The sequence below is a fragment of the Hymenobacter rubidus genome, assembly GCF_016734815.1.
GTDB classification, from domain to species: Bacteria; Bacteroidota; Bacteroidia; order Cytophagales; family Hymenobacteraceae; genus Hymenobacter; species Hymenobacter rubidus.
The window spans coordinates 30,211-50,716 of sequence record NZ_JAERQF010000029.1; the positions used below are offsets into that span (position 1 = coordinate 30,211).

Annotated in this window: 19 protein-coding genes; all 19 read right to left on the bottom strand. The window is 55.3% G+C overall.

The genetic code is table 11. The annotated features are described in order from the left end of the window. Window positions 1-3 precede the first annotated feature (3 nt). On the bottom strand, window positions 4-417 hold the full coding sequence (gene rplV / locus JKL48_RS17385; protein WP_196291008.1) for a 50S ribosomal protein L22: 414 nt from the start codon (window positions 415-417) through the stop codon (window positions 4-6). Between the two features lies 1 nt (window position 418). Next, on the bottom strand, window positions 419-697 hold the full coding sequence (gene rpsS / locus JKL48_RS17390) for a 30S ribosomal protein S19 (protein WP_068191730.1): 279 nt from the start codon (window positions 695-697) through the stop codon (window positions 419-421). A 3-nt stretch (window positions 698-700) separates the two neighbouring features. Then, the gene (gene rplB / locus JKL48_RS17395) at window positions 701-1,528 is read right to left on the bottom strand and encodes a 50S ribosomal protein L2 (RefSeq protein WP_196291007.1); all 828 of its coding nucleotides are present in this window, start codon (window positions 1,526-1,528) and stop codon (window positions 701-703) included. A 52-nt stretch (window positions 1,529-1,580) separates the two neighbouring features. Next, window positions 1,581-1,868: a 50S ribosomal protein L23 gene (rplW, locus tag JKL48_RS17400; RefSeq protein WP_035567908.1), complete on the bottom strand. Its 288-nt coding sequence runs from the start codon at window positions 1,866-1,868 to the stop codon at window positions 1,581-1,583. Next, on the bottom strand, window positions 1,868-2,506 hold the full coding sequence (gene rplD, locus JKL48_RS17405; protein ID WP_201985309.1) for a 50S ribosomal protein L4: 639 nt from the start codon (window positions 2,504-2,506) through the stop codon (window positions 1,868-1,870). The genes rplW and rplD overlap by 1 nt, the downstream gene beginning before the upstream one ends. A 9-nt stretch (window positions 2,507-2,515) precedes the next feature. Next, window positions 2,516-3,136, bottom strand: coding sequence for a 50S ribosomal protein L3 (gene rplC / locus JKL48_RS17410; RefSeq protein ID WP_196291005.1), 621 nt, complete (start codon window positions 3,134-3,136; stop codon window positions 2,516-2,518). A gap of 164 nt (window positions 3,137-3,300) precedes the next feature. Further along, entirely contained in the window at window positions 3,301-4,614 is a 1,314-nt protein-coding gene (locus JKL48_RS17415) for an O-antigen ligase family protein (protein WP_201985311.1), read from the bottom strand. Between the two features lie 121 nt (window positions 4,615-4,735). Then, window positions 4,736-5,041, bottom strand: a complete 306-nt coding sequence (gene rpsJ, locus JKL48_RS17420; RefSeq protein WP_035567915.1) for a 30S ribosomal protein S10 — start codon at window positions 5,039-5,041, stop codon at window positions 4,736-4,738. Between the two features lie 97 nt (window positions 5,042-5,138). After that, a complete protein-coding gene (gene fusA / locus JKL48_RS17425; RefSeq protein WP_201985313.1) occupies window positions 5,139-7,277 on the bottom strand; it encodes an elongation factor G in 2,139 nt (712 codons plus the stop codon). Between the two features lie 107 nt (window positions 7,278-7,384). Further along, entirely contained in the window at window positions 7,385-7,852 is a 468-nt protein-coding gene (gene rpsG / locus JKL48_RS17430; RefSeq protein ID WP_035567919.1) for a 30S ribosomal protein S7, read from the bottom strand. A 98-nt stretch (window positions 7,853-7,950) separates the two neighbouring features. Then, complete coding sequence (gene rpsL / locus JKL48_RS17435) at window positions 7,951-8,382, bottom strand: 30S ribosomal protein S12 (RefSeq protein WP_068191715.1); 432 nt, start codon at window positions 8,380-8,382, stop codon at window positions 7,951-7,953. Window positions 8,383-8,565: 183 nt separating this feature from the next. Next, on the bottom strand, window positions 8,566-8,832 hold the full coding sequence (locus JKL48_RS17440; RefSeq protein WP_201985322.1) for a Txe/YoeB family addiction module toxin: 267 nt from the start codon (window positions 8,830-8,832) through the stop codon (window positions 8,566-8,568). A 2-nt stretch (window positions 8,833-8,834) separates the two neighbouring features. Then, on the bottom strand, window positions 8,835-9,068 hold the full coding sequence (locus tag JKL48_RS17445) for a hypothetical protein (protein ID WP_201985324.1): 234 nt from the start codon (window positions 9,066-9,068) through the stop codon (window positions 8,835-8,837). Window positions 9,069-9,102: 34 nt separating this feature from the next. Beyond that, window positions 9,103-9,426 carry a DUF3467 domain-containing protein gene (locus tag JKL48_RS17450; RefSeq protein ID WP_046245258.1) on the bottom strand — a complete coding sequence of 108 codons (324 nt, stop codon included), beginning with the start codon at window positions 9,424-9,426 and terminating at the stop codon, window positions 9,103-9,105. 493 nt (window positions 9,427-9,919) lie between these two features. Next, entirely contained in the window at window positions 9,920-14,272 is a 4,353-nt protein-coding gene (gene rpoC / locus JKL48_RS17455) for a DNA-directed RNA polymerase subunit beta' (protein WP_201985331.1), read from the bottom strand. A 390-nt stretch (window positions 14,273-14,662) separates the two neighbouring features. Next, window positions 14,663-18,532, bottom strand: a complete 3,870-nt coding sequence (rpoB, locus tag JKL48_RS17460) for a DNA-directed RNA polymerase subunit beta (protein ID WP_201985384.1) — start codon at window positions 18,530-18,532, stop codon at window positions 14,663-14,665. Between the two features lie 267 nt (window positions 18,533-18,799). Next, window positions 18,800-19,177, bottom strand: a complete 378-nt coding sequence (rplL, locus tag JKL48_RS17465) for a 50S ribosomal protein L7/L12 (RefSeq protein ID WP_201985334.1) — start codon at window positions 19,175-19,177, stop codon at window positions 18,800-18,802. A gap of 63 nt (window positions 19,178-19,240) precedes the next feature. After that, window positions 19,241-19,789 carry a 50S ribosomal protein L10 gene (gene rplJ, locus JKL48_RS17470; protein WP_201985336.1) on the bottom strand — a complete coding sequence of 183 codons (549 nt, stop codon included), beginning with the start codon at window positions 19,787-19,789 and terminating at the stop codon, window positions 19,241-19,243. Window positions 19,790-19,804: 15 nt separating this feature from the next. Then, window positions 19,805-20,503, bottom strand: a complete 699-nt coding sequence (gene rplA / locus JKL48_RS17475) for a 50S ribosomal protein L1 (protein WP_201985338.1) — start codon at window positions 20,501-20,503, stop codon at window positions 19,805-19,807. Window positions 20,504-20,506 lie beyond the last annotated feature (3 nt).

The window sequence follows — 20,506 nt, forward strand, 5'->3', positions numbered from 1 at the left end:
AAATTAGGATTTGGCGTCGGCCTTAGGGTTTTCGGTAGTGCCAACTTCTTTGGCGTGCTTGGAGCCAAGCTTTTCAACCTTCGTGTCGATTTTCAGCGTCACGTGGTTGCTACGCTTGCGGATGCGGTGGCCACGGCCCTGAGGGGCGGGGCGCAGGCGCTTCAGCTGGCGTCCTTCGTCCACGAAGATTTCGCTGATGTAGAGGTTTGCGTCCTCAATCCGCTCTTCTTCGTTGTGCTGCTGCCAGTTGGCCAAGGCCGAAAGGAGCAGTTTCTCAATCTTCTCGGCGCCGATGTTGGCTTCGAAGCGCAACAGGCCGAGGGCCTGGGTCACTTTCTTGCCGCGCACGAGGTCGGCCACCAGTCGCATCTTACGAGGCGAGGTCGGCACATTGCGGAGTTTTGCTACTGCTTCCATCTTAGCGCTTGCCTTTATCTTTTTTGGCGACGTGACCACGGAAGTTACGCGTCGGGGCAAATTCGCCCAACTTGTGCCCCACCATGTTCTCGGTCACATACACCGGGATGAACTTATTGCCGTTGTGAACAGCGAACGTGTGGCCAACGAAATCCGGGGAAATCATCGAGCGGCGCGACCAGGTCTTCACCACCGATTTCTTACCAGCCGTTTCGAGTGCCGTGACTTTCTTTTCCAGCCGGAAGTCAATGTACGGCCCTTTTTTGAGTGAACGTGCCATATATTACTTCTTGCCTTTGCGGCTCACAATCAGGTTCTCCGAATACTTGTTCTTGTTGCGGGTCTTCTGGCCTTTAGCCAAAATGCCGTTGCGGCTACGCGGGTGACCACCCGACGATTTGCCTTCGCCACCACCCATGGGGTGGTCGACAGGGTTCATTACCACACCACGAACGCGGGGACGACGACCAGCCCAGCGGTTACGGCCGGCTTTGCCCATCACGGTGTTCATGTGGTCGCCGTTCGACACGGTACCAACGGTGGCCATGCAGGTAACGAGCACCATGCGCATCTCGCCCGAAGGCAATTTCAGCGTGGCGTACTTCTCTTCGCGGGCTACGATTTGGGCGTAGGTGCCGGCCGAGCGAGCCATGGCCGCGCCCTGGCCGGGCTGCAATTCGATGTTGTGGAGGATGGTACCGAGGGGAATCTCGCGCAGCGGCAAGGTATTGCCTACTTCGGGAGCGACGCCGGGGCCCGACACAATCTTCGCGCCTACGGTCATGCCGGCGGGAGCGATGATGTAACGCTTCTCACCATCGGCATAGTTGACGAGGGCGATGCGCGCAGTGCGGTTGGGGTCGTACTCGATGGACTTCACGACGGCCGGAACACCGGCTTTGTCGCGCTTGAAGTCCACGATGCGGTACTGGGTTTTATGACCACCGCCGATGTAGCGGTTGGACATTTTACCGGAAGAGTTCCGGCCACCCGATTTGGAGAGGGAAGTCATCAGCGACTTCTCCGGGGTCGACGTCGTAATCTCGTCGAACGCCGGCGCAACGCGGAAGCGCTGCCCTGGGGTTGTTGGTCTGAGTTTTTTAAGTGCCATTACTAGCTAGTTGTGCTTTTGCGGCGAAAAATTTGAGGCGAAGCGTATCGGCCTAGAGGTTGCCGTAGAAGTCGATAACATCGCCTTCTTTCACGGTCACAATGGCTTTCTTGCCGTGGGCACGACGTCCGGAAACCTGGCCGCCTTTGGTGCCTTTCGACTTCATTTTGCCAATAGTGCGCATCGTGTTGATGTCGGTAATCGTCACGCCGTACAGCGTTTCGATGTCCTTCTTGATTTGCACTTTGTTGGCGGTGCGCTCCACTTCGAAGGTGTAGCGACCTTTCTCGTTAAGGCCGGTGGCCTTTTCGGTAACGATGGGGCGTTTCAGCGTGCTCATTATTCGGCGGTGCTATAGAGTTCAACCAATGAAGCCATGCCGTCTTCCGAAATCAGGAGCGTGTCCGTGTTCAGCAGGTCGTGGGTGTTGAGGCCGATGGGCGTCGACACTTTCACTTTCTGCAGGTTGCGGGCGCTGAGGATAACGTTCTTGTTCACCTCGCCGGTTACAAGCATGGTCTTTTTGCCGTTGGTCAGCTTGAGGCCGTCCAGGATGGCAACGAAGTCCTTGGTGCGGGGAGCCGTCATGGCAATGTTCTCCACAACGGAGATTTTGCCATCCTTCGCCAGGCTCGACAGAGCCGAGAGGCGAGCTACGCGCTTGGTCTTCTTGTTCAGCTTGAAACCGTAGTCGCGGGGCTGGGGACCGAACATGCGGCCACCACCAACGAACACACCCGACTTCATGCTGCCGGCGCGGGCGCCGCCCGTGCCTTTTTGTTTCTTCAGTTTCTTCGTGGTGCCGTGCACCTCGTTCCGCTGCTTGGACTTGTGCGTGCCCTGGCGCTGGTTGGCCAAGTACTGCTTCACGTCCAGGTACATCACGTGCTCGTTTACTTCGAGGCCGAAGATGGCGTCAGACAGGGTCACTTTGCGGCCGGTGTCTTCGCCTTTGAGGTTATATACTGCGAGTTCCATCGTACTAGTCTATTTCTCGATTACCACGTAAGAGTTCTTCGCGCCGGGAATCGAGCCGCTCACCAGAATCAGGTTCTTGTCGCCTACTACGCGCATCACCTTCAGGTTCTGCACTTTCACGCGGTCGTTGCCCATGCGGCCACCCATGCGCATTCCTTTGAATACGCGCGAAGGCCACGAGCAAGCACCGATAGAACCGGGGTGACGCAGGCGGTTGTGCTGGCCGTGGGTCTGGCCACCAACACCCTGGAAGTTGTAACGCTTTACAACACCTTGGAAACCCTTGCCTTTCGAAGTGCCTACTACGTCCACAAACTCGCCCTCTTCGAAGAGAGTCGCGTCGATGGTAGCGCCAGCGGCGTAGGTCGATTCGGCGTCGAGGCGGAATTCAACCAATTTTTTCTTGGGGGTCGTACCGGCTTTTTTGAAGTGACCAACCAAGGCTTTGGTGGTGTTCTTCTCTTTTTTCTCGCCGTACCCAATTTGAATGGCGGTGTAACCGTCATTCGCGATAGTCTTAACCTGCGTCACTACGCACGGACCCGCCTCGATGAGCGTGCAGGGAATGTTTTTCCCGTCCGGAGTGAAGAGGCTTGTCATACCGATTTTTTTACCGATGATGCCAGGCATTCTATTTGGTTATTAATGAACACAAAAAGAAAACGGCCGAGTGCCGTTTTCGCTAAGGGAGTGCAAAGATAGAAAAAAAGCTGGGGCTATCCCAATGTGGCCGAGAAATATTTTCTCAGTGAGGCTGTTAGCTCATTATCGAAATTGGGCTGGCCATTTTATCGTTACTGTGCGGAAGGCACCAGTTGCGGCGGTGCATTCATATCCTCCAGCTCAGTAGCGCGGGTTGCACGCTCTCTACCGACGATGAGGAAAACGTAAGGGAATAAGAATATATTCAATCCCAATTGCATTTCAAGCAGCGAATCGACCAGCATAGCCGTTGCCTGCACAATGATGAAACTTACTATGGCGGGGTCAGCGCGTAGATGCTGTTTGAATAATGGCCTGAAAAGCACCCATAACCACAGCGCTAGGCCAATAATGCCGCTGCCAACCAGCATGTGCAAGTACTGATTGTGAAGCATTACCCGGTTTTTGTACCGCAGCCCAAAGCTCCGACGGTCATACTGTGCCATCATGGCATCAAATGTATCCGCAGGTCCAACTCCTAATATGGGGTTTTCCTGTATCAACGTACCAGCATTAACCCAAGCAGCCATACGCCGTGCAATGGAGTAATTATTGATGTTGCGATGCCGGGTGAAATGCTGAACATCATCAACAGTAGCAACGGCGCGCCGTCTGATGGACTCCATGCTGTAATACGAAACCACAGGCACTACTATAATCAACAGGAGTAATGCTACGGCCACCTTGGGCCGACGGAGTAGTAAAGTACCTGCGGCAACAAGCACAGTAGCATAAAGTGCTAAGAGACCGGTCCTATACGCTAATAGATGTAAGGTGAGGATGCAATTGGCAATAGCTACAATTATCGTCCATTTGGCGAATTTCCCAAGTTCAACTTTTGCAATGAGTACTGTTCCAAAACAGGTAGCTAAGGCAAGCATTATCCCAAAGTGAATATGAAATACGCCCAACGCGGAAGGCATATTCTGATTATCCACCACCAGTCTGTGGACATAGGCCGGATTGAGAAAGTATTTAATGCTTGTAGCCAATGCGACTGCTCCCGCCACGTACACATAAGCTTGTCCGACCCACTGCCGCTGTTTTGAAGATAGAGGCACCGATAAACCTATAACCAGCGGCAACGCAACCCATGGCAATTGCCGAATGAGTTGCTCTCGCCACTCCCCAACGTTTTCGGTAATGCCATAGCTAAGTACCAGAAGCCCATATACCGCCATCAAACCCCAAGCTGACTTATTATACCTGTACGCTCGTAAAGCCTGAGCGATATGTGGGTTGGTGAAAATGGCAATTCCACCCAACGCCGGACTCAAGGAAATTAAGGCCCTAGAGGCGAACAGGCCTATTACACCCGCTAAGCAAGCTATAAACAGCAGGATTTGCGAAAGCTTTCCAGTTGCATAAAGTCTTGATAGCATCTTGATTACAACTTGGAGTGACATTGTTTAAATTACTTTCACAACTGTAAACATGGCGTATGAATGCCAGGCAACGCTAAAGAAAAAGCTCCGCCGCGACGAATCACAGCGGAGCTTTAACTCAATTAAGACTGAAATCGAATCCTCAGACTTTGATTTCTACGTCAACGCCGCTGGGCAATTCCAGCTTCATCAGGGCATCAACGGTCTTCGACGAGGTCGAGAAGATGTCCACGAGGCGCTTATAGGTGCAAAGCTGGAACTGCTCCCGGCTCTTCTTGTTCACGTGGGGCGAGCGCAGCACGGTGAACTTCTCCTTTTGGGTCGGCAAAGGAATCGGACCGCTAACGATGGCACCGGTGGCCTTCACAGCTTTCACGATTTTCTCGGCCGATTTGTCTACGAGGTTGTGGTCGTAGCTTTTCAGCTTAATGCGAATTTTCTGGTTCATTGGGATTGGTGGAAGCCGATTGCCTCCGTTTTGAAAAGCTTTGATTTATGGCTATTGGTTGGTGGCTGACAAGTAACAGCCACTAACCAACGGTCACTTATTTACCTCCTTTGGTTTTGGCAACGATGGCATCGGCCATGTTGCTCGGCACTTGCTCGTAGTGCGAGAACGTGAGCGAAGCCGAAGCACGACCCGACGAAATCGTACGCAGGGCGGTTACGTAGCCGAACAGCTCCGACAGCGGAACATCGGCCTTGATAACCTGGGCACCGGCTTTGGTGTCCATGCCTTTCATCAGACCGCGACGACGGTTCAAGTCACCGGTTACGGGACCCGTGTACTCGTCGGGGCAAACCACTTCAACGGCCATGATGGGCTCCAGCAATTTCGGGCCGGCCTTCTTGGCAGCTTCACGGAAACCGTCACGGGCGGCGAGTTCGAACGACAGGGCGTCCGAGTCAACGTCGTGGAACGAGCCGTGGTAGAGGCGTACCTTCATCGTTTCGATGGGGAAGCCCGCCAGCGGACCACGCTTCATGGCTTCTTCGAAACCTTTCTGAATTGGCTGAATGAATTCGCGGGGGATAACACCGCCCACAATGGCGTTGTCAAACTCCAGACCGGGTTTCTCCGGCTCGGTTTCTTTCGGACCCAGCTCAAACACGATATCGCCGAATTTACCGCGGCCACCGGTCTGCTTCTTGTAGGTTTCGCGGTGGTCAACCACTTTGGTGAGAATCTCCTTGTAGGCTACCTGCGGGGCACCCTGGTTGATTTCCACTTTGAATTCACGACGCATGCGGTCGATGATGATTTCAAGGTGCAATTCGCCCATGCCGCGGAGGATGGTCTGGCCGGTTTCCTCGTCCGTGTTCACGCGCAAAGTGGGGTCTTCCTCGATGAGCTTGGCGATGGCCATGCCCATTTTGTCGACGTCAGCCTGCGTTTTCGGCTCGATGGCGTAGCCAATTACCGGTTCGGGGAAGCTCATCGACTCCAGAACCATTGGGTTCTTCTCGTCGGTCAGCGTGTCGCCGGTTTTGATGTCTTTGAAACCAACACCTGCAGCAATGTCACCGGCCTGAATCTTGTCGATGGGGTTCTGCTTGTTGGAGTGCATCTGCATCAGGCGCGAGATACGCTCCTTCTTACCGGTGCGGTTGTTGAGCACGTACGAGCCCGAGTCGAGCACGCCGCTGTAGCAGCGGAAGAAGCACAAACGGCCCACGAACGGGTCGGTAGCAATTTTGAACGCCAGAGCGGTGAAAGGCTCCGAGTTGTCGGGGTGACGCTCCATTTCCTCACCGCTCTCGGGGTTGGTACCGATGATGGCGGGCATGTCGAGCGGCGACGGCAGGTAGGCCATAACGGCATCCAGCATCGTCTGCACACCTTTGTTTTTGAAGGCCGAACCGCAGAGCACGGGCGAGAACTTCATGTCGATAACCGCCTGGCGGATAACGACCATCATTTCCTCTTTCGTGATGGAGTCGGGGTTGTCAAAGAATTTCTCCAGCAACGCATCATCATACTCGGCTACGCTCTCGATGAGCTTCTGGCGCCATTCGGCAACCGTTTCCACGAGGTCCTCGGGAACGGGAACTTCGTCGTACGACTTGCCTTCGGTTTTGTCGTCCCACACAATGGCTTTGCCAGTCAGCAGGTCAACTACGCCTTTGAAGGTTTCTTCGGCACCAATCGGAATCTGCAGAGGAATGGGGTTAGCGCCCAGTTTCTCCTTGATTTCGTTTACGGCTTTGAAGAAGTCAGCGCCGGCACGGTCCATCTTGTTGACGAAGCAGATGCGGGGCACTTTGTATTTGTCAGCCTGACGCCATACGGTTTCCGACTGCGGCTCAACGCCCGAAACGGCGCAGAACAGGGCCACGGCACCGTCAAGCACGCGCAGCGAACGTTCTACTTCTACCGTGAAGTCAACGTGGCCGGGGGTGTCAATCAGGTTGATTTTGTACTGCTTGGTATCAGCGGTGGGGTCACCTTTGATATCGGTGGGGTAGTTCCAGAACGTGGTCGTGGCAGCCGAGGTAATCGTGATGCCGCGCTCCTGCTCCTGCTCCATCCAGTCCATCGTGGCGGCACCATCGTGCACTTCCCCGATTTTGTGGGTTTTACCCGTGTAATACAGAATACGCTCCGACGTCGTGGTCTTACCGGCGTCGATGTGCGCCATAATCCCGATGTTGCGGAGGTAGTAAAGTTCTTTGTTAACGGCCATGATGTTGGTTAAGGCTTAAAATTTAGGGTCTCAGGTCTTGGGTCGTTTAACAGAACAGTCCGTCAAATAAATCCAAGTCCCTAAGACCCCAAACCCAAATTTCCAGTTTAGAAACGGAAGTGCGAGAAGGCCTTGTTGGCCTCGGCCATGCGGTGGGTGTCGTCTTTTTTCTTAACGGCAGCACCTTCGCCTTTGGCGGCGGCGATGATTTCGCCAGCTAGCTTGTCTTTCATGGTCTTCTCACCACGACGACGGGCATACTGAATCATCCACTTGGCACCTACCGAAATGCGGCGGTCGGCGCGCACTTCAATCGGAACCTGGAAGGTGGCACCACCTACGCGGCGGCTTTTCACTTCCACGGTGGGCATCACGTTGTTCAACGCTTTGCGCCACATTTCGAGGCCGCTCTCCTTGGTGCGCTGCTCCACGAGGTCGCAGGCGTCATAGAAGATGGTGTACGCCAGGTTTTTCTTGCCGTCGTACATCATGTAGTTCACGAAACGGGTTACCAGCGTCTCCTTGTACTTAGGGTCCGGCAGCAAGATGCGCTTCTTCGGTTTTGACTTTCTCATGATATGGAATAGTTGTCAGTTGCTTGTTGTCAGTTGTCAGTTGCTCAGCCGATTGAACGACCCAACAACTGACAACTAACAACCAACAACTAAATCATTTATTTCTTTTTAGCGGGTGCCCCCTTGCCACCCTTGCCAGCTGCTGCGGCGGGTTGACCCGGCTTCGGACGCTTGGCACCGTACTTCGAACGGCGCTGCGTGCGGCCGCTTACACCGGCGGTGTCCAGGGCGCCACGGATGATGTGGTAGCGAACACCTGGCAAGTCTTTAACCCGGCCGCCACGAATCAGCACGATGCTGTGTTCCTGGAGGTTGTGGCCTTCACCGGGGATGTATGCGTTTACTTCCTTACCGTTGGTAAGGCGCACACGGGCCACTTTGCGCATAGCCGAGTTCGGCTTCTTAGGCGTGGTGGTGTACACACGGGTGCACACGCCCCGACGCTGCGGGCACGAATCAAGGGCGGGCGACTTCGACTTGGTTGTCAAAGCCTCACGGCCTTTCCGTACTAACTGATTGATGGTTGGCATTTAGCGAATGGTTTGTTTGGAGCCGTTTGCCCCTAAAATTTGGCTTGCAAAGGTAAGATTATTTCGTCGCAATAGCAAACAGAGTGAGGATGTTAATTTTAGGAGCGTGGGTTTTGGCTTAAAAAAGAAAGCGCCTCCACTGGAAAATGGAGGCGCTTTCGCAGCTAAAGCATCTGGTTCAGCTTACCGCTTCCCGTAATGATACCGGCACGCAATGATGAAGAGTGTATCTCCTTTGGCTTCGTAAATCAAGCGGTGTTCGTGATTGATGCGGCGTGACCAGAAGCCGGACAGTTCCCCTTTCAGCGGTTCTGGTTTGCCCGTTCCGGCAAATGGTGTCCGCAGGCACTCCTTCAAAAGCTGGTTGATTTTACGCAGAATGGCTTTGTCTGACTCCTGCCAATATTGATAATGGCCGAGTGCCTCAACTGAGAATGAAACAATGTTCATGCTTAGTCTGCGATTTCAACCTGCACTACTTCGCCACGCCGTAACTGCGCAATTGAACGACGTAAGCTTTCCGCATTTGCTTCCGAAGACAACAGATACTCCGTCGTATCCTGCTCTTTCACATCTGCCGACTTGCGGACGCGGCGAGGTCGGGGGTTTCTGACGTAGTTGATGCTGCTCAACATTTCGAGCATGAAAGCAACACGGTCGGCGGGTACGTCGAAGACAATTTCCATAGCTAGTAAAGATAAAAAGCTGCGGAGAAATTCCCTACGCCTCCCCTACCGCACCACCGAAGTTCATCGGGTAGCTGGGGGCTTCGCTCTGCATCTTGATGGTGCCGAAAGCGGCTTCGAACCGCTCGATGTTCTCGGTGAGGGCTTGCAGCAGGCGCTTGGCGTGCTCGGGCGTGACGACGATGCGCGCCTTCACCTTGGCCTTGGGCAGGCCGGGCATCATGCGGATGAAATCAATCACGAACTCGCTGTTGCTGTGCGCAATCATGGCGAGGTTGGCGTATTCGCCCTCGGCCATGGCTTCGGAAAGCTCGATGTTGATGGCGTTGGGGTCCGGGTTTTGGTCGGTTGGTTGCATTAGAGCGGTGTTTAAGAATTATCAAGTCTCGCTAATCTTTGACTTGCCTATTTCGCCAGTACGCGATGAGGGCAATAATCAGCGGTATCACTAGTAGAAGCAAGTAATCAAATCTATGGTCGTATAGAATTCCGTGCCCCACTTCATTGATTCCAATTGTGAAAACCATCAGGTACATATAACCTTCCATGTGCATGTCAAGCACTGGTATGGTTACTTTAGGTACCAACATTATTAAGGATATCTCCCACCAAAAAGCAATTATCCAAGTACGAACAAGAACTTTAAGCTTAGAATGGCTGACGAGGTAGTAAGGCGCCAATAAAAAGAGTGTAAAGACTGCCCACAAACACAACATGAAAAAAAGCCAGGCGAATATCATGATTGGGTACCTGTTGAATTCAGAATACTGTTTTGCTGGCTAATAAGTCACAAACAGAAAAAGCCGACCAGGATACCCCAGTCGGCTTTTCCATTACAAACCTACGGCGGATTACTCAGCCGACACTTCGCGCTTGCCAGCTCGGCTGGGGCGCTTGGCGGGAACGGCAGCTTCGGCGGCCTGGGCGGCTTGGGCAGCTTCCATCTCCTCTTTCGAGCCTACTACCTGACGCGTGTACTCGCGCAAGCCAGTACCGGCCGGGATGAGGTGACCGACGATTACGTTCTCCTTCAGGCCCAGCAGCTGATCGGCCTTGCCACGGATGGCGGCTTCGCTCAGCACCTTGGTCGTCTCCTGGAAGGAAGCGGCCGAGATGAACGAGGCCGTACCCAACGATGCCTGCGTGATGCCTTGCAGCGTGGGGCGCGACACGGCGGGCTGGGCATCGCGCACTTGCACGAGGGCAAGGTCGCGGCGCTTCAGGCTGCTGTTCTCGTCGCGGAGGCGACGGGCCGTCACAATCTGGCCGGGCTTCAGGTTAGTCGAATCACCGGCTTCGGTCACGACTTTCATGTCGATAATCATGTCGTTCTCGGCCATGAAGATGATTTTGTCAATCACCTGGTTTTCAAGGAACGACGTGTCACCGGCATCTAAAATCACAACTTTCTGCATCATCTGGCGGACTACCACTTCGATGTGCTTGTCGTTGATTTTCACACCCTGCAAGCGGTACACTTCCTGAATCTCGTTCACGAGGTACTCCTGCACGGCGCCGGGGCCCTGAATGCTCAGGATGTCCGAAGGCGTGATGGCGCCATCCGACAGCGGCATGCCGGCGCGGATGAAGTCGTTGTCCTGCACTAGAATGTGCTTCGACAGCGGCACCATGTACTTCTTCTTGACGCCGTCTTTCGACTCCACGAAGATTTCACGGTTGCCACGCTTCACGGTGCCGTAAGTTACTACGCCATCGATTTCCGATACCACGGCCGGGTTCGACGGGTTACGAGCTTCGAACAGCTCGGTCACACGCGGCAGACCACCGGTGATGTCGCGGGTTTTGCCCACGGAGCGCGGAATCTTGGCGAGGATATGACCGGCCGAGATTTTGTCGTTGTTCTCCACGTTCAAGTGCGAGCCCACCGGGATGCTGTAGGCCTTTTGGCCTTCCACATCGCCTTTTTTGCCGGGGCGCACAATGATGGACGGGTTCTGGTCCTTGGCCTTCGATTCGATAATCACCTTCTCGCGGTGACCGGTCTGTTCGTCCGACTCCTCGCGGTAGGTGATGCCTTCGGTGATGGCGTCGAACACGACGGTACCATCAAACTCAGCCAGAATAACAGCGTTGTAGGGGTCCCAGGTGTTCAGCTCCGTGCCTTTTTCCACTTCCTGGCCTTCCTCTACCAGCATGAACGAGCCGTAGGGAACGTGGTTGGTGGTGAAGACGCGGCCGGTGCCTTTCTCCACGATGCGGATTTCGCCCGAGCGGCCCATTACTACAGCACCCTTCACGCCTTCCGGCGTGGTGGTTGCCACGGTACGAACGTCTTCGAACTCAACCACGCCAGCGAATTTGGCTTTGATGCTCGACTCAACGGCGATGTTGGAAGCCGTACCACCTACGTGGAAGGTACGCAGAGTCAACTGCGTGCCGGGCTCACCAATCGACTGAGCGGCGATAACGCCGACAGCCTCGCCACGCTGCACCATGCGGCCCGAAGCCAGGTTGCGGCCGTAGCACTTGGCGCAGATACCGCGCTTGCTTTCGCAAGTCAGCACCGAGCGGATTTCCACCGACTCAATACCCGCAATGTCGATGCGACGCGTGGTGTCTTCCTTGATTTCCGAGCCGGAAGCCAGGAGCACCTCGTTGGTGTTCGGGTCCACGATGTCGTGCACCGTCACACGGCCAAGGATACGCTCCGACAGCGGCTCCACGATGTCCTCGTTGTCTTTCAACGCGAAGGTCTCGATGCCACGCAGGGTACCGCAGTCTTGCTCGTTCACGATTACGTCCTGCGAAACGTCTACCAGACGACGGGTCAGGTAGCCGGCGTCAGCCGTCTTCAGAGCCGTGTCAGCCAGACCTTTACGAGCACCGTGCGTCGAGATGAAGTACTCGATTACGTCGAGGCCTTCTTTGAAGTTCGACAGAATCGGGTTTTCGATAATCTCGCCAATCGAGCCTTGCAGCGACTTCTGCGGCTTGGCCATCAGACCACGCATACCGCCCAGCTGACGAATCTGCTCGCGCGAGCCGCGGGCTCCCGAGTGCATCATCATGTAGATGGAGTTGAAGCCCTGATTTTCCTTCTCCAGACGGCCCATCAACGTTTCCGTAATCTGGTTGTTGATGCGCGTCCAGATATCGATAACCTGGTTGTAACGCTCGTTGTCCGTAATCAGACCCATCTGGTAGTTCTGGGTTACGGCTTTCACGTCGTTCTGGGCTTGCAGCACCAGTTCGTCCTTCTCTTTGGGGATGTTGATGTCGCCCAGACCCATGCTCAAGCCACCTTTGTAGGCCGACTGGAAACCAAGGGTCTTGATATCATCGAGGAACTGCGCCGTGCGGGCCATGCCCGTGCGCTTGAACACCAGCGAGATGATTTGCTGGAGCTTCTTTTTGGTCAGCAGTTCGTCCACGAAACCTACTTCCTCAGGCACCAGCTGGTTGAAAAGCACGCGGCCAGCCACGGTTTCCACCACTTTGGTAACGAGGTCATCGTTTTCGTCGCGCACTTTGGTACGCACCTTAATGTAAGCGTGCTTCGACAGCTGGCCTTCATTGATGGCAATTACCACTTCTTCGTCCGAGTAGAATACACGGCCTTCGCCCTGAATCGTCTCGTTTTCGGTGCTACGCTTGCCTTTGGTTACGTAGTACAGGCCCAGAACCATGTCCTGCGACGGTACCGCGATGGGCGCGCCGTTGGCGGGGTTCAGGATGTTGTGCGACGCCAGCATGAGCATCGAAGCTTCCAGGATGGCGGCCGGGCCCAGAGGCACGTGCACAGCCATCTGGTCACCGTCAAAGTCAGCGTTGAAAGCCGTACAAACGAGCGGGTGCAGTTGGATAGCCTTGCCCTCGATGAGGCGTGGCTGAAACGCCTGGATACCCAGACGGTGCAGCGTAGGAGCCCGGTTGAGGAGCACTGGGTGGCCTTTCAGCACGTTTTCCAAGATGTCCCAAACAACGGCGTCCTTGCGGTCCACAATCTTCTTGGCCGATTTCACCGTCTTCACAATACCGCGCTCGATGAGCTTGCGGATGATGAACGGCTTGAACAGCTCGGCTGCCATGTTCTTGGGCAGGCCGCACTCGTGCAGTTTCAGCTCAGGACCAACGACGATTACCGAACGACCCGAATAGTCGACACGCTTGCCGAGCAGGTTCTGACGGAAGCGGCCCTGCTTGCCTTTCAGCATATCGGACAGCGACTTCAGGGCGCGGTTGCCTTCGGCGCGCACGGCGTTCACCTTACGCGAGTTGTCGAACAGCGAGTCAACGGCTTCCTGCAGCATGCGCTTCTCGTTCCGCAAAATCACTTCGGGCGCTTTGATTTCAATCAGGCGCTTGAGTCGGTTGTTGCGGATGATAACGCGACGGTACAGGTCGTTCAAGTCGGAAGTGGCGAAACGGCCACCGTCCAACGGCACGAGGGGACGCAATTCCGGGGGAATCACGGGCACCATGCGGATTACCATCCATTCGGGCTTGTTCTCGATGCGGGTAGCGGCGTCGCGGAAAGCTTCCACTACGCGCAGACGCTTTAGGGCTTCAGCCTTACGCTGCTGCGAGGTTTCGTGGGCAGCGGAGTCACGCAGCGAGTAGCTCAACTCGTCCAGGTTGATGCGCTCCAGCAGCATGTGCAGGGCATCGGCACCCATGCGGGCGATGAACTTGTTGGGGTCCTCGTTGGGCAGCATCTGGTTCTCCCGGGGGAGCTTGTCGATGATGTCCAGGTATTCATCCTCGGTAAGAAAGTCGAGCACTTGCACGCCTTCTTCAGCCAGCGAACCGGGCTGAACAACGACGTACCGCTCGTAATAGATAATCTGGTCGAGCTTCTTGGTGGGCAGGCCCAGCAGGTAGCCGATTTTGTTGGGGAGCGACTTGAAGTACCAGATGTGGGCAACGGGCACCACCAGCTCGATGTGGCCCATGCGCTCACGACGCACCTTCTTCTCGGTCACCTCCACGCCGCAACGGTCGCAGATGATGCCCTTGTAGCGAATGCGCTTGTATTTACCGCAGTGGCATTCCCAGTCCTTCACCGGACCGAAAATCCGCTCGCAGAACAAGCCACCCATTTCGGGCTTGTACGTGCGGTAGTTGATGGTTTCAGGCTTCACCACTTCGCCGGTGCTGCGCTCCAGAATTGCTTCGGGCGAGGCCAGCGAGATGGTGACTTTGGAGAAGTCCTGAACTACTTTCTTGTTTTTTGCGAAAGCCATTTGATTGGGGTTAAGCTAGTAGCTGTTGGCTTTGAGCTGCCTGATTCTTCGCCGTTCGCCAGAAGGGCGCAAGAGAATCAAAACAGTTTGACACTTCAAAAAGTGCCTTTGCTTAACAGATAGGTATGTCGGGCAAAGGCACTCTTAAAAGGTCGAAAAATTAAAACTGCTGACAGGACGGAATGATAAGAAGGCCTTCGATTAAGATTCGCTGGGGGTTTTAATGCTGCACTGACCATATCTCGGAACAGCCCCCGCTCCTCTTTCACCGAAGCGTTTTCTCACCTTTCGTTACCAGAGTCGCTCAATCAGCGCCTCCTGTTGCCTGCCGGCAGGCAAACCGCGAGTTGCGGCCGAGACTTGCGCCCCGGCCGCAACCGCAGCAATTCACTATTCCATCGTGATTTCGAGTGCCAGACCACGGAGTTCGTGGAGCAACACGTTGAACGACTCGGGGATGTTCGGCTTGGGCAGAACGTCGCCTTTTACAATGGCTTCGTACGCTTTCGCGCGGCCCACCACGTCATCCGATTTCACGGTCAGGATTTCCTGCAGCACGTTGGAAGCACCAAAGGCCTCCAATGCCCACACTTCCATCTCGCCGAAGCGCTGGCCACCGAACTGCGCCTTACCACCCAGCGGCTGCTGCGTGATGAGCGAGTACGGCCCGATGGAACGAGCGTGCATCTTGTCGTCAACCAAGTGACCCAGCTTGAGCATGTAAATCACGCCCACGGTCACCGGCTGGTCGAAACGGTCGCCCGTCAGGCCATCGTGCAGGTAAGCACGGCCCCAGTCCGGCAGACCAGCTTCGGTCAGCTCACGAGCTACTTCGTCTTCGGTAGCACCGTCGAAAATCGGGGTAGCGTAGGTGCGACCCATTTTCAGCCCAGCCCAGCCAAGTACCGTCTCGTAAATCTGCCCGATGTTCATCCGGCTTGGTACACCGAGCGGGTTCAGCACAATGTCCATCGGCGTGCCGTCGGGCAGGAAGGGCATGTCCTCATCGCGCACGATGCGGGCTACCACACCCTTGTTACCGTGGCGGCCGGCCATTTTATCACCCACCTTCAGCTTGCGCTTCTTGGCGATGTAAACTTTGGCCAGCTGCACGATGCCGGCGGGCAGTTCGTCGCCCACTTCCAGGGTGAAGCGCTGACGCTTGAATTTCGCGGTGATGGTGTTGCGGCGCTTGGCGTAGTTACGCACCAGCTCCAGCACCAGGCCATTCACGCGGGCATCAGCCGTCCAGCCTTCCAGAATCAGGTCCTTAAACAGGTTCACCTCTTCCGGAACGGCGTAGTTGCTTTCGTCCTTGTAAGGGTTCTTCTCGGGGAACATGCCCTCGTTGATGTTCTTGCGGTTGAACTTCACGCCCTTGGCAATCATCTCCTCGCCGAAGCGGTGCTTGATGCCCTGCGACGTTTTGCCTTCCAGCAATTGCACCAGCTTGTCAATCATGATGGCTTTCACGCCACGCAGTTCCTGCGCGTAGGTCGCCTTCAAGTCTTCCACTTCCTTCTTCGACTTGGCCCGGAGGTTTTTGTCTTTCTTAGGACGCGAGAAGAGTTTCGTGCCAATAACAACACCCTGCAAGGAGGGCGGCGCTTTGAGCGAAGCATCCTTCACATCGCCGGCCTTGTCGCCGAAGATGGCGCGGAGCAGCTTCTCTTCCGGCGTGGGGTCCGTCTCGCCCTTAGGCGTGATTTTACCAATCAGGATGTCGCCTTCCTTCACTTCAGCGCCGAGGCGGATGATGCCGTTGTCGTCGAGGTTGCGCACAGCTTCTTCGCTCACGTTCGGAATCTCCGAGGTCAGCTCTTCTTCGCCGCGCTTGGTCTCGCGCACTTCCAACTCAAATTCCTCAATGTGAATCGAGGTAAAGATGTCGTCGCGAACCACGCGCTCCGAGATGACGATGGCATCCTCGAAGTTGTAACCCTGCCATGGCATGAAGGCCACCTGCATGTTGCGGCCCAGAGCGAGTTCGCCTTGGTTGGTGCCGTAACCTTCGCAAAGCGCCTGGCCTTTGGTCACCCGCTCACCGCGCTTCACGAGCGGCGTCAGGTTGAGGCAAGTGTCCTGGTTGGTACGACGGAACTTGATGAGGTCGTAGGTAATACGCTCGGCGTCGAAGCTCACCATGATGTCGTCCTCCGTGAGGTCGTACTTCACCACGATTTTGTTGGCGTCCACGAAATCAATCACGCCCTCGCCTTCAGCCATAATCAGGGTACGCGAGTCACTGGCAATACGGCCTTCCAGACCCGTGCCCACAATCGGAGCCTCGGGGCGCAGAAGCGGCACCGCCTGACGCTGCATGTTCGAGCCCATGAGCGCACGGTTGGCGTCATCGTGCTCCAGGAACGGAATCAGCGAAGCCGCAACCGATACAATCTGGTTCGGGGCCACGTCCATATAGGAGTACTCCGACGGATTTACCACCGGGAAGTCACCTTCGAAACGACCTTTCACCAGCTCCTGGGTCAGGTTACCGCCCTCATCCAGCAGGGAGTTGGCCTGCGCGATGTGGTGGGTGTCCTCTTCCTCAGCAGTCAGGAATTTCACGTTGGCGCTCATGTCCACCTTACCGCCTTTCACGTCGCGGTAAGGGGTTTCGATGAAGCCCATCGCATTCACGCGAGCGTGCACGCACAGCGACGAAATCAGACCAATGTTAGGTCCCTCCGGCGTTTCGATGGTACAGAGACGACCGTAGTGCGTGTAGTGAACGTCACGTACCTCGAAGCCAGCGCGCTCCCGCGACAGACCTCCCGGCCCGAGTGCCGATACGCGACGCTTGTGCGTCACCTCAGCCAGCGGGTTGGTCTGGTCCATGAACTGCGACAGCTGGTTCGTGCCGAAGAACGAGTTAATAACGCTCGACAAAGTCCGGGCGTTAATCAAGTCCACTGGCTTGAAGTCCTCGTTGTCCCGCACGTTCATGCGCTCCTTGATGGTACGCGCCATCCGGGCCAGGCCCACGCCAAACTGGGCGTAAAGCTGCTCGCCCACGGTGCGTACGCGACGGTTGCTCAAGTGGTCAATGTCATCGACAATGGCCTTCGAGTTGCTCAGACCAATCAGGTACTTCACAATGAGAACGATGTCCTCATTGGTCAGCACCCGCGACTCTTGGTCCATGCCAATCTGGAGCTTCTTGTTAATCCGGTAGCGGCCCACCTCGCCGAGGTCGTAGCGCTTATCCGAGAAAAACAGCTTCTGGATGATGTCACGAGCGGTTTCTTCGTCAGGAGCCTCCGTGTTCCGGAGTTGACGGTAAATCTGCTCAACGGCTTCCTTCTCCGAGTTGGAGTTATCCTTTTGCAGCGTGTTGTAAATGATTGCGAAATCCGCAATGTTCACATTCTCGCGGTGCAGGATTACCGACTTAGCGCCGGCTTCCAGAATCACATCGATATCAGCTTCCTCAATGGTAGCATCGCGCTCCAGCAACACTTCGTTGCGGTCAATCGATACTACTTCGCCGGTGTCCTCGTCCACGAAGTCTTCCGTCCAGGTGCGGAGCACCCGGGCAGCCAGCTTGCGACCAACGGCTTTCTTGAGGTTTTTCTTGTCGGATTTCACTTCCTCCGACAGCCCGAACAAGTCGAGGATGTCTTTGTCCGTGCCGTAGCCGATAGCGCGAAGCAGCGTCGTCACCGGGAATTTCTTCTTCCGGTCGATATACGCGTACATTACGTTGTTCACGTCCGTGGCAAACTCAATCCACGAACCTTTGAACGGAATAATCCGGGCCGAATACAGCTTGGTGCCGTTCGTGTGCTTGCTCTGGGCGAAGAATACGCCCGGCGAGCGGTGCAGCTGCGATACGATAACACGCTCGGCACCGTTGATAACGAACGAGCCCTTCACGGTCATGTAAGGAATGTTCCCGAGGAACACCTCCTGCTCAATCGTCTCGAAGTCCTCGTTGTCCTTATCATTGCAAATCAAACGCAGCTTGGCTTTCAGCGGAACCGAATAAGTCAAACCACGGTCGATGCACTCGTCGACCGAATATTTCGGCGGGTCGACGTGGTAATCGATAAAGTTGAGCACGAAGTTTTCGCGCGAGTCCGAAATCGGGAAGTTCTCGGCGAACACTTTGAACAATCCTTCGTTAGAACGACGCTCAGCAGCGGTTTCCAACTGAAAGAATTCCTGAAACGAGCGCACTTGCACGTCCAAGAAGTCCGGGTACTCGATAACCTTCTTAATCTTGGCGAAATTGATTCGCTCGGCGGCCGTTTTCTTCAGGGCGGCCGTCTTTGCTTTCGGTGTAGCCAATGCGATGGGGATTAAAAGATGGACACAGAAGCGTAATAAGGGAGGCCGGGGTGGCGGCCCGTCAGCGGTGCGGTACACTCCCTAACCACCTCTGCAACAAGATGGTTAGCTGACATAGCAAAAGCGCGAACCGGGTAGCTCGCGCGGTTGACACGCTACAAACAGGAAAAGACCTGGCTAAGTTGCCAGGTCTAATCCTTATTCGAAGCGGGTCCGGAGATGCTTCAGGAGCAGAAACTACTTAACTTCTACTTCAGCACCGGCTTCCTCGAGCTGCTTTTTCAGCGACTCAGCCTCGTCTTTGGTTACGCCTTCTTTCAGGGGCTTAGGAGCACCGTCAACCAGTTCTTTGGCTTCTTTCAGGCCCAGACCGGTCAGGTCTTTCACCAGCTTCACCACAGCCAGTTTCTGGCCGCCGGCAGCCTTCAGGATAACGTCGAACGACGTCTTTTCCTCGGGAGCCTCTTCAGTTGCAGCGGGGCCAGCAGGACCAGCAACTACTGCAGCAGCAGCAGGCTCGATGCCGTACTCGTCCTTCAGGATGCCTGCCAATTCGTTTACTTCTTTCACCGTCAGGTTTACGAGCTGCTCAGCGAATGCTTTCAAATCTGCCATTTCTGTAGATTGTTAAAAAAAAGTGTTGTTGAAAATTTGATTGGAGTGCGAAAAAGCAGCGGGCTACGCGGCCTCTTTTTCGCTGAGGGTTTTGAGGATACCGGCCAGTTTGTTGCCACCACTCGACAGAGCAGAGATAACATTCTTGGCGGGCGACTGGAGCAGGCCGATGAGTTCACCGAGCAGTTCCTGCTTGCCTTTGATGGTGGTCAGGCCTTCGAGCTGGTTCGAGCCGATGTAGATGCTGGCATCAACATAAGCGCCTTTCAGCACGGGCTTGGGCTCAACACCGCGGGGGTACGCCTGGGCCTTATAGAAGTCACGCAGCATCTTGGCAGGAGCCGAGCCGCTCTCCGTGGAGAACAACACGCCCGACTGGCCTTTCAGCGCGGCATCCATTTCCGACGTGTCGTGGCCGAGCGTATCCAAAGCCTTACGAATGAAGGTGTTTTTGTACACCTTGTATTCCAGGCCGCGGTTGAACGCCAGACGACGGAAGTCGTTGATTTTCGCTACCGACATCACCGAAGCATCGACGATGTAGAACGAGTTGTGCGATTGCATTTTTCCGCTCAACTCATCCACGAGGGCTTGTTTTTCTTCCCGAGTCATGTTTGGTTGGTTTAATTAGCTAGCGGAATTTACTTGGCTGTCAACCGGAACGGCGGGCGACATCGTGCTCGAGAGCGTGATGCTCTTGATGTAGGTGCCTTTCGAAGACGAAGGCTTCAGGCGACCCAACGTCTGGATTACCTCCAAGGCGTTTTCGGCCAGCATCTTCGGGTCGAACGATACTTTACCAACCGAGCAGTGAATGATACCGGTTTTATCAACTTTAAAGTCGATTTTACCAGCTTTCACTTCCTGCACAGCCTTGGCTACGTCGGTCGTTACGGTGCCCGACTTCGGGTTCGGCATCAGACCACGGGGACCGAGCACACGGCCCAGGCGACCTACCTTAGCCATTACGGCGGGCATGGTGATGATTACGTCGATGTCGGTCCAGCCTTTCTCGATTTTCGAGATATAGTCGTCCAGCCCCACGAAGTCGGCGCCGGCGGCCAGAGCTTCGGCCTCCTTGTCAGGAGTCACGAGTGCCAGAACGCGAACGGTTTTGCCGGTGCCGTGGGGCAGGGTGGCCACGCCACGAACCATCTGGTCCGCTTTGCGAGGGTCCACGCCGAGGCGAACGTCAATATCTACCGAAGCATCGAATTTGGTGTAGGTAATGTCCTTCACCACGATTGCGGCTTCCACGAGGCTGCGCACTTGCGTCAGGTCGTGTTTGGCAAGGGCTTCCTTGCGCTTTTTGCTTACTTGTGCCATCTG

Bases quoted from the DNA above. Each gene is read 5' to 3' on its own strand.
- rpsG (WP_035567919.1), bottom strand. From the start codon at position 7,852: ATGAGAAAGTCAAAACCGAAGAAGCGCATCTTGCTGCCGGACCCTAAG.
- rplA (WP_201985338.1), bottom strand. From the start codon at position 20,503: ATGGCACAAGTAAGCAAAAAGCGCAAGGAAGCCCTTGCCAAACACGAC.
- rplV (WP_196291008.1), bottom strand. From the start codon at position 417: ATGGAAGCAGTAGCAAAACTCCGCAATGTGCCGACCTCGCCTCGTAAG.
- JKL48_RS17415 (WP_201985311.1), bottom strand. From the start codon at position 4,614: ATGTCACTCCAAGTTGTAATCAAGATGCTATCAAGACTTTATGCAACT.
- rplL (WP_201985334.1), bottom strand. From the start codon at position 19,177: ATGGCAGATTTGAAAGCATTCGCTGAGCAGCTCGTAAACCTGACGGTG.
- rplB (WP_196291007.1), bottom strand. From the start codon at position 1,528: ATGGCACTTAAAAAACTCAGACCAACAACCCCAGGGCAGCGCTTCCGC.
- JKL48_RS17445 (WP_201985324.1), bottom strand. From the start codon at position 9,068: ATGGAAATTGTCTTCGACGTACCCGCCGACCGTGTTGCTTTCATGCTC.
- rplD (WP_201985309.1), bottom strand. From the start codon at position 2,506: ATGGAACTCGCAGTATATAACCTCAAAGGCGAAGACACCGGCCGCAAA.
- JKL48_RS17440 (WP_201985322.1), bottom strand. From the start codon at position 8,832: ATGAACATTGTTTCATTCTCAGTTGAGGCACTCGGCCATTATCAATAT.
- rplW (WP_035567908.1), bottom strand. From the start codon at position 1,868: ATGAGCACGCTGAAACGCCCCATCGTTACCGAAAAGGCCACCGGCCTT.
- rpsS (WP_068191730.1), bottom strand. From the start codon at position 697: ATGGCACGTTCACTCAAAAAAGGGCCGTACATTGACTTCCGGCTGGAA.
- JKL48_RS17450 (WP_046245258.1), bottom strand. From the start codon at position 9,426: ATGCAACCAACCGACCAAAACCCGGACCCCAACGCCATCAACATCGAG.
- rpoC (WP_201985331.1), bottom strand. From the start codon at position 14,272: ATGGCTTTCGCAAAAAACAAGAAAGTAGTTCAGGACTTCTCCAAAGTC.
- fusA (WP_201985313.1), bottom strand. From the start codon at position 7,277: ATGGCCGTTAACAAAGAACTTTACTACCTCCGCAACATCGGGATTATG.
- rplC (WP_196291005.1), bottom strand. From the start codon at position 3,136: ATGCCTGGCATCATCGGTAAAAAAATCGGTATGACAAGCCTCTTCACT.
- rpsJ (WP_035567915.1), bottom strand. From the start codon at position 5,041: ATGAACCAGAAAATTCGCATTAAGCTGAAAAGCTACGACCACAACCTC.
- rplJ (WP_201985336.1), bottom strand. From the start codon at position 19,789: ATGACTCGGGAAGAAAAACAAGCCCTCGTGGATGAGTTGAGCGGAAAA.
- rpsL (WP_068191715.1), bottom strand. From the start codon at position 8,382: ATGCCAACCATCAATCAGTTAGTACGGAAAGGCCGTGAGGCTTTGACA.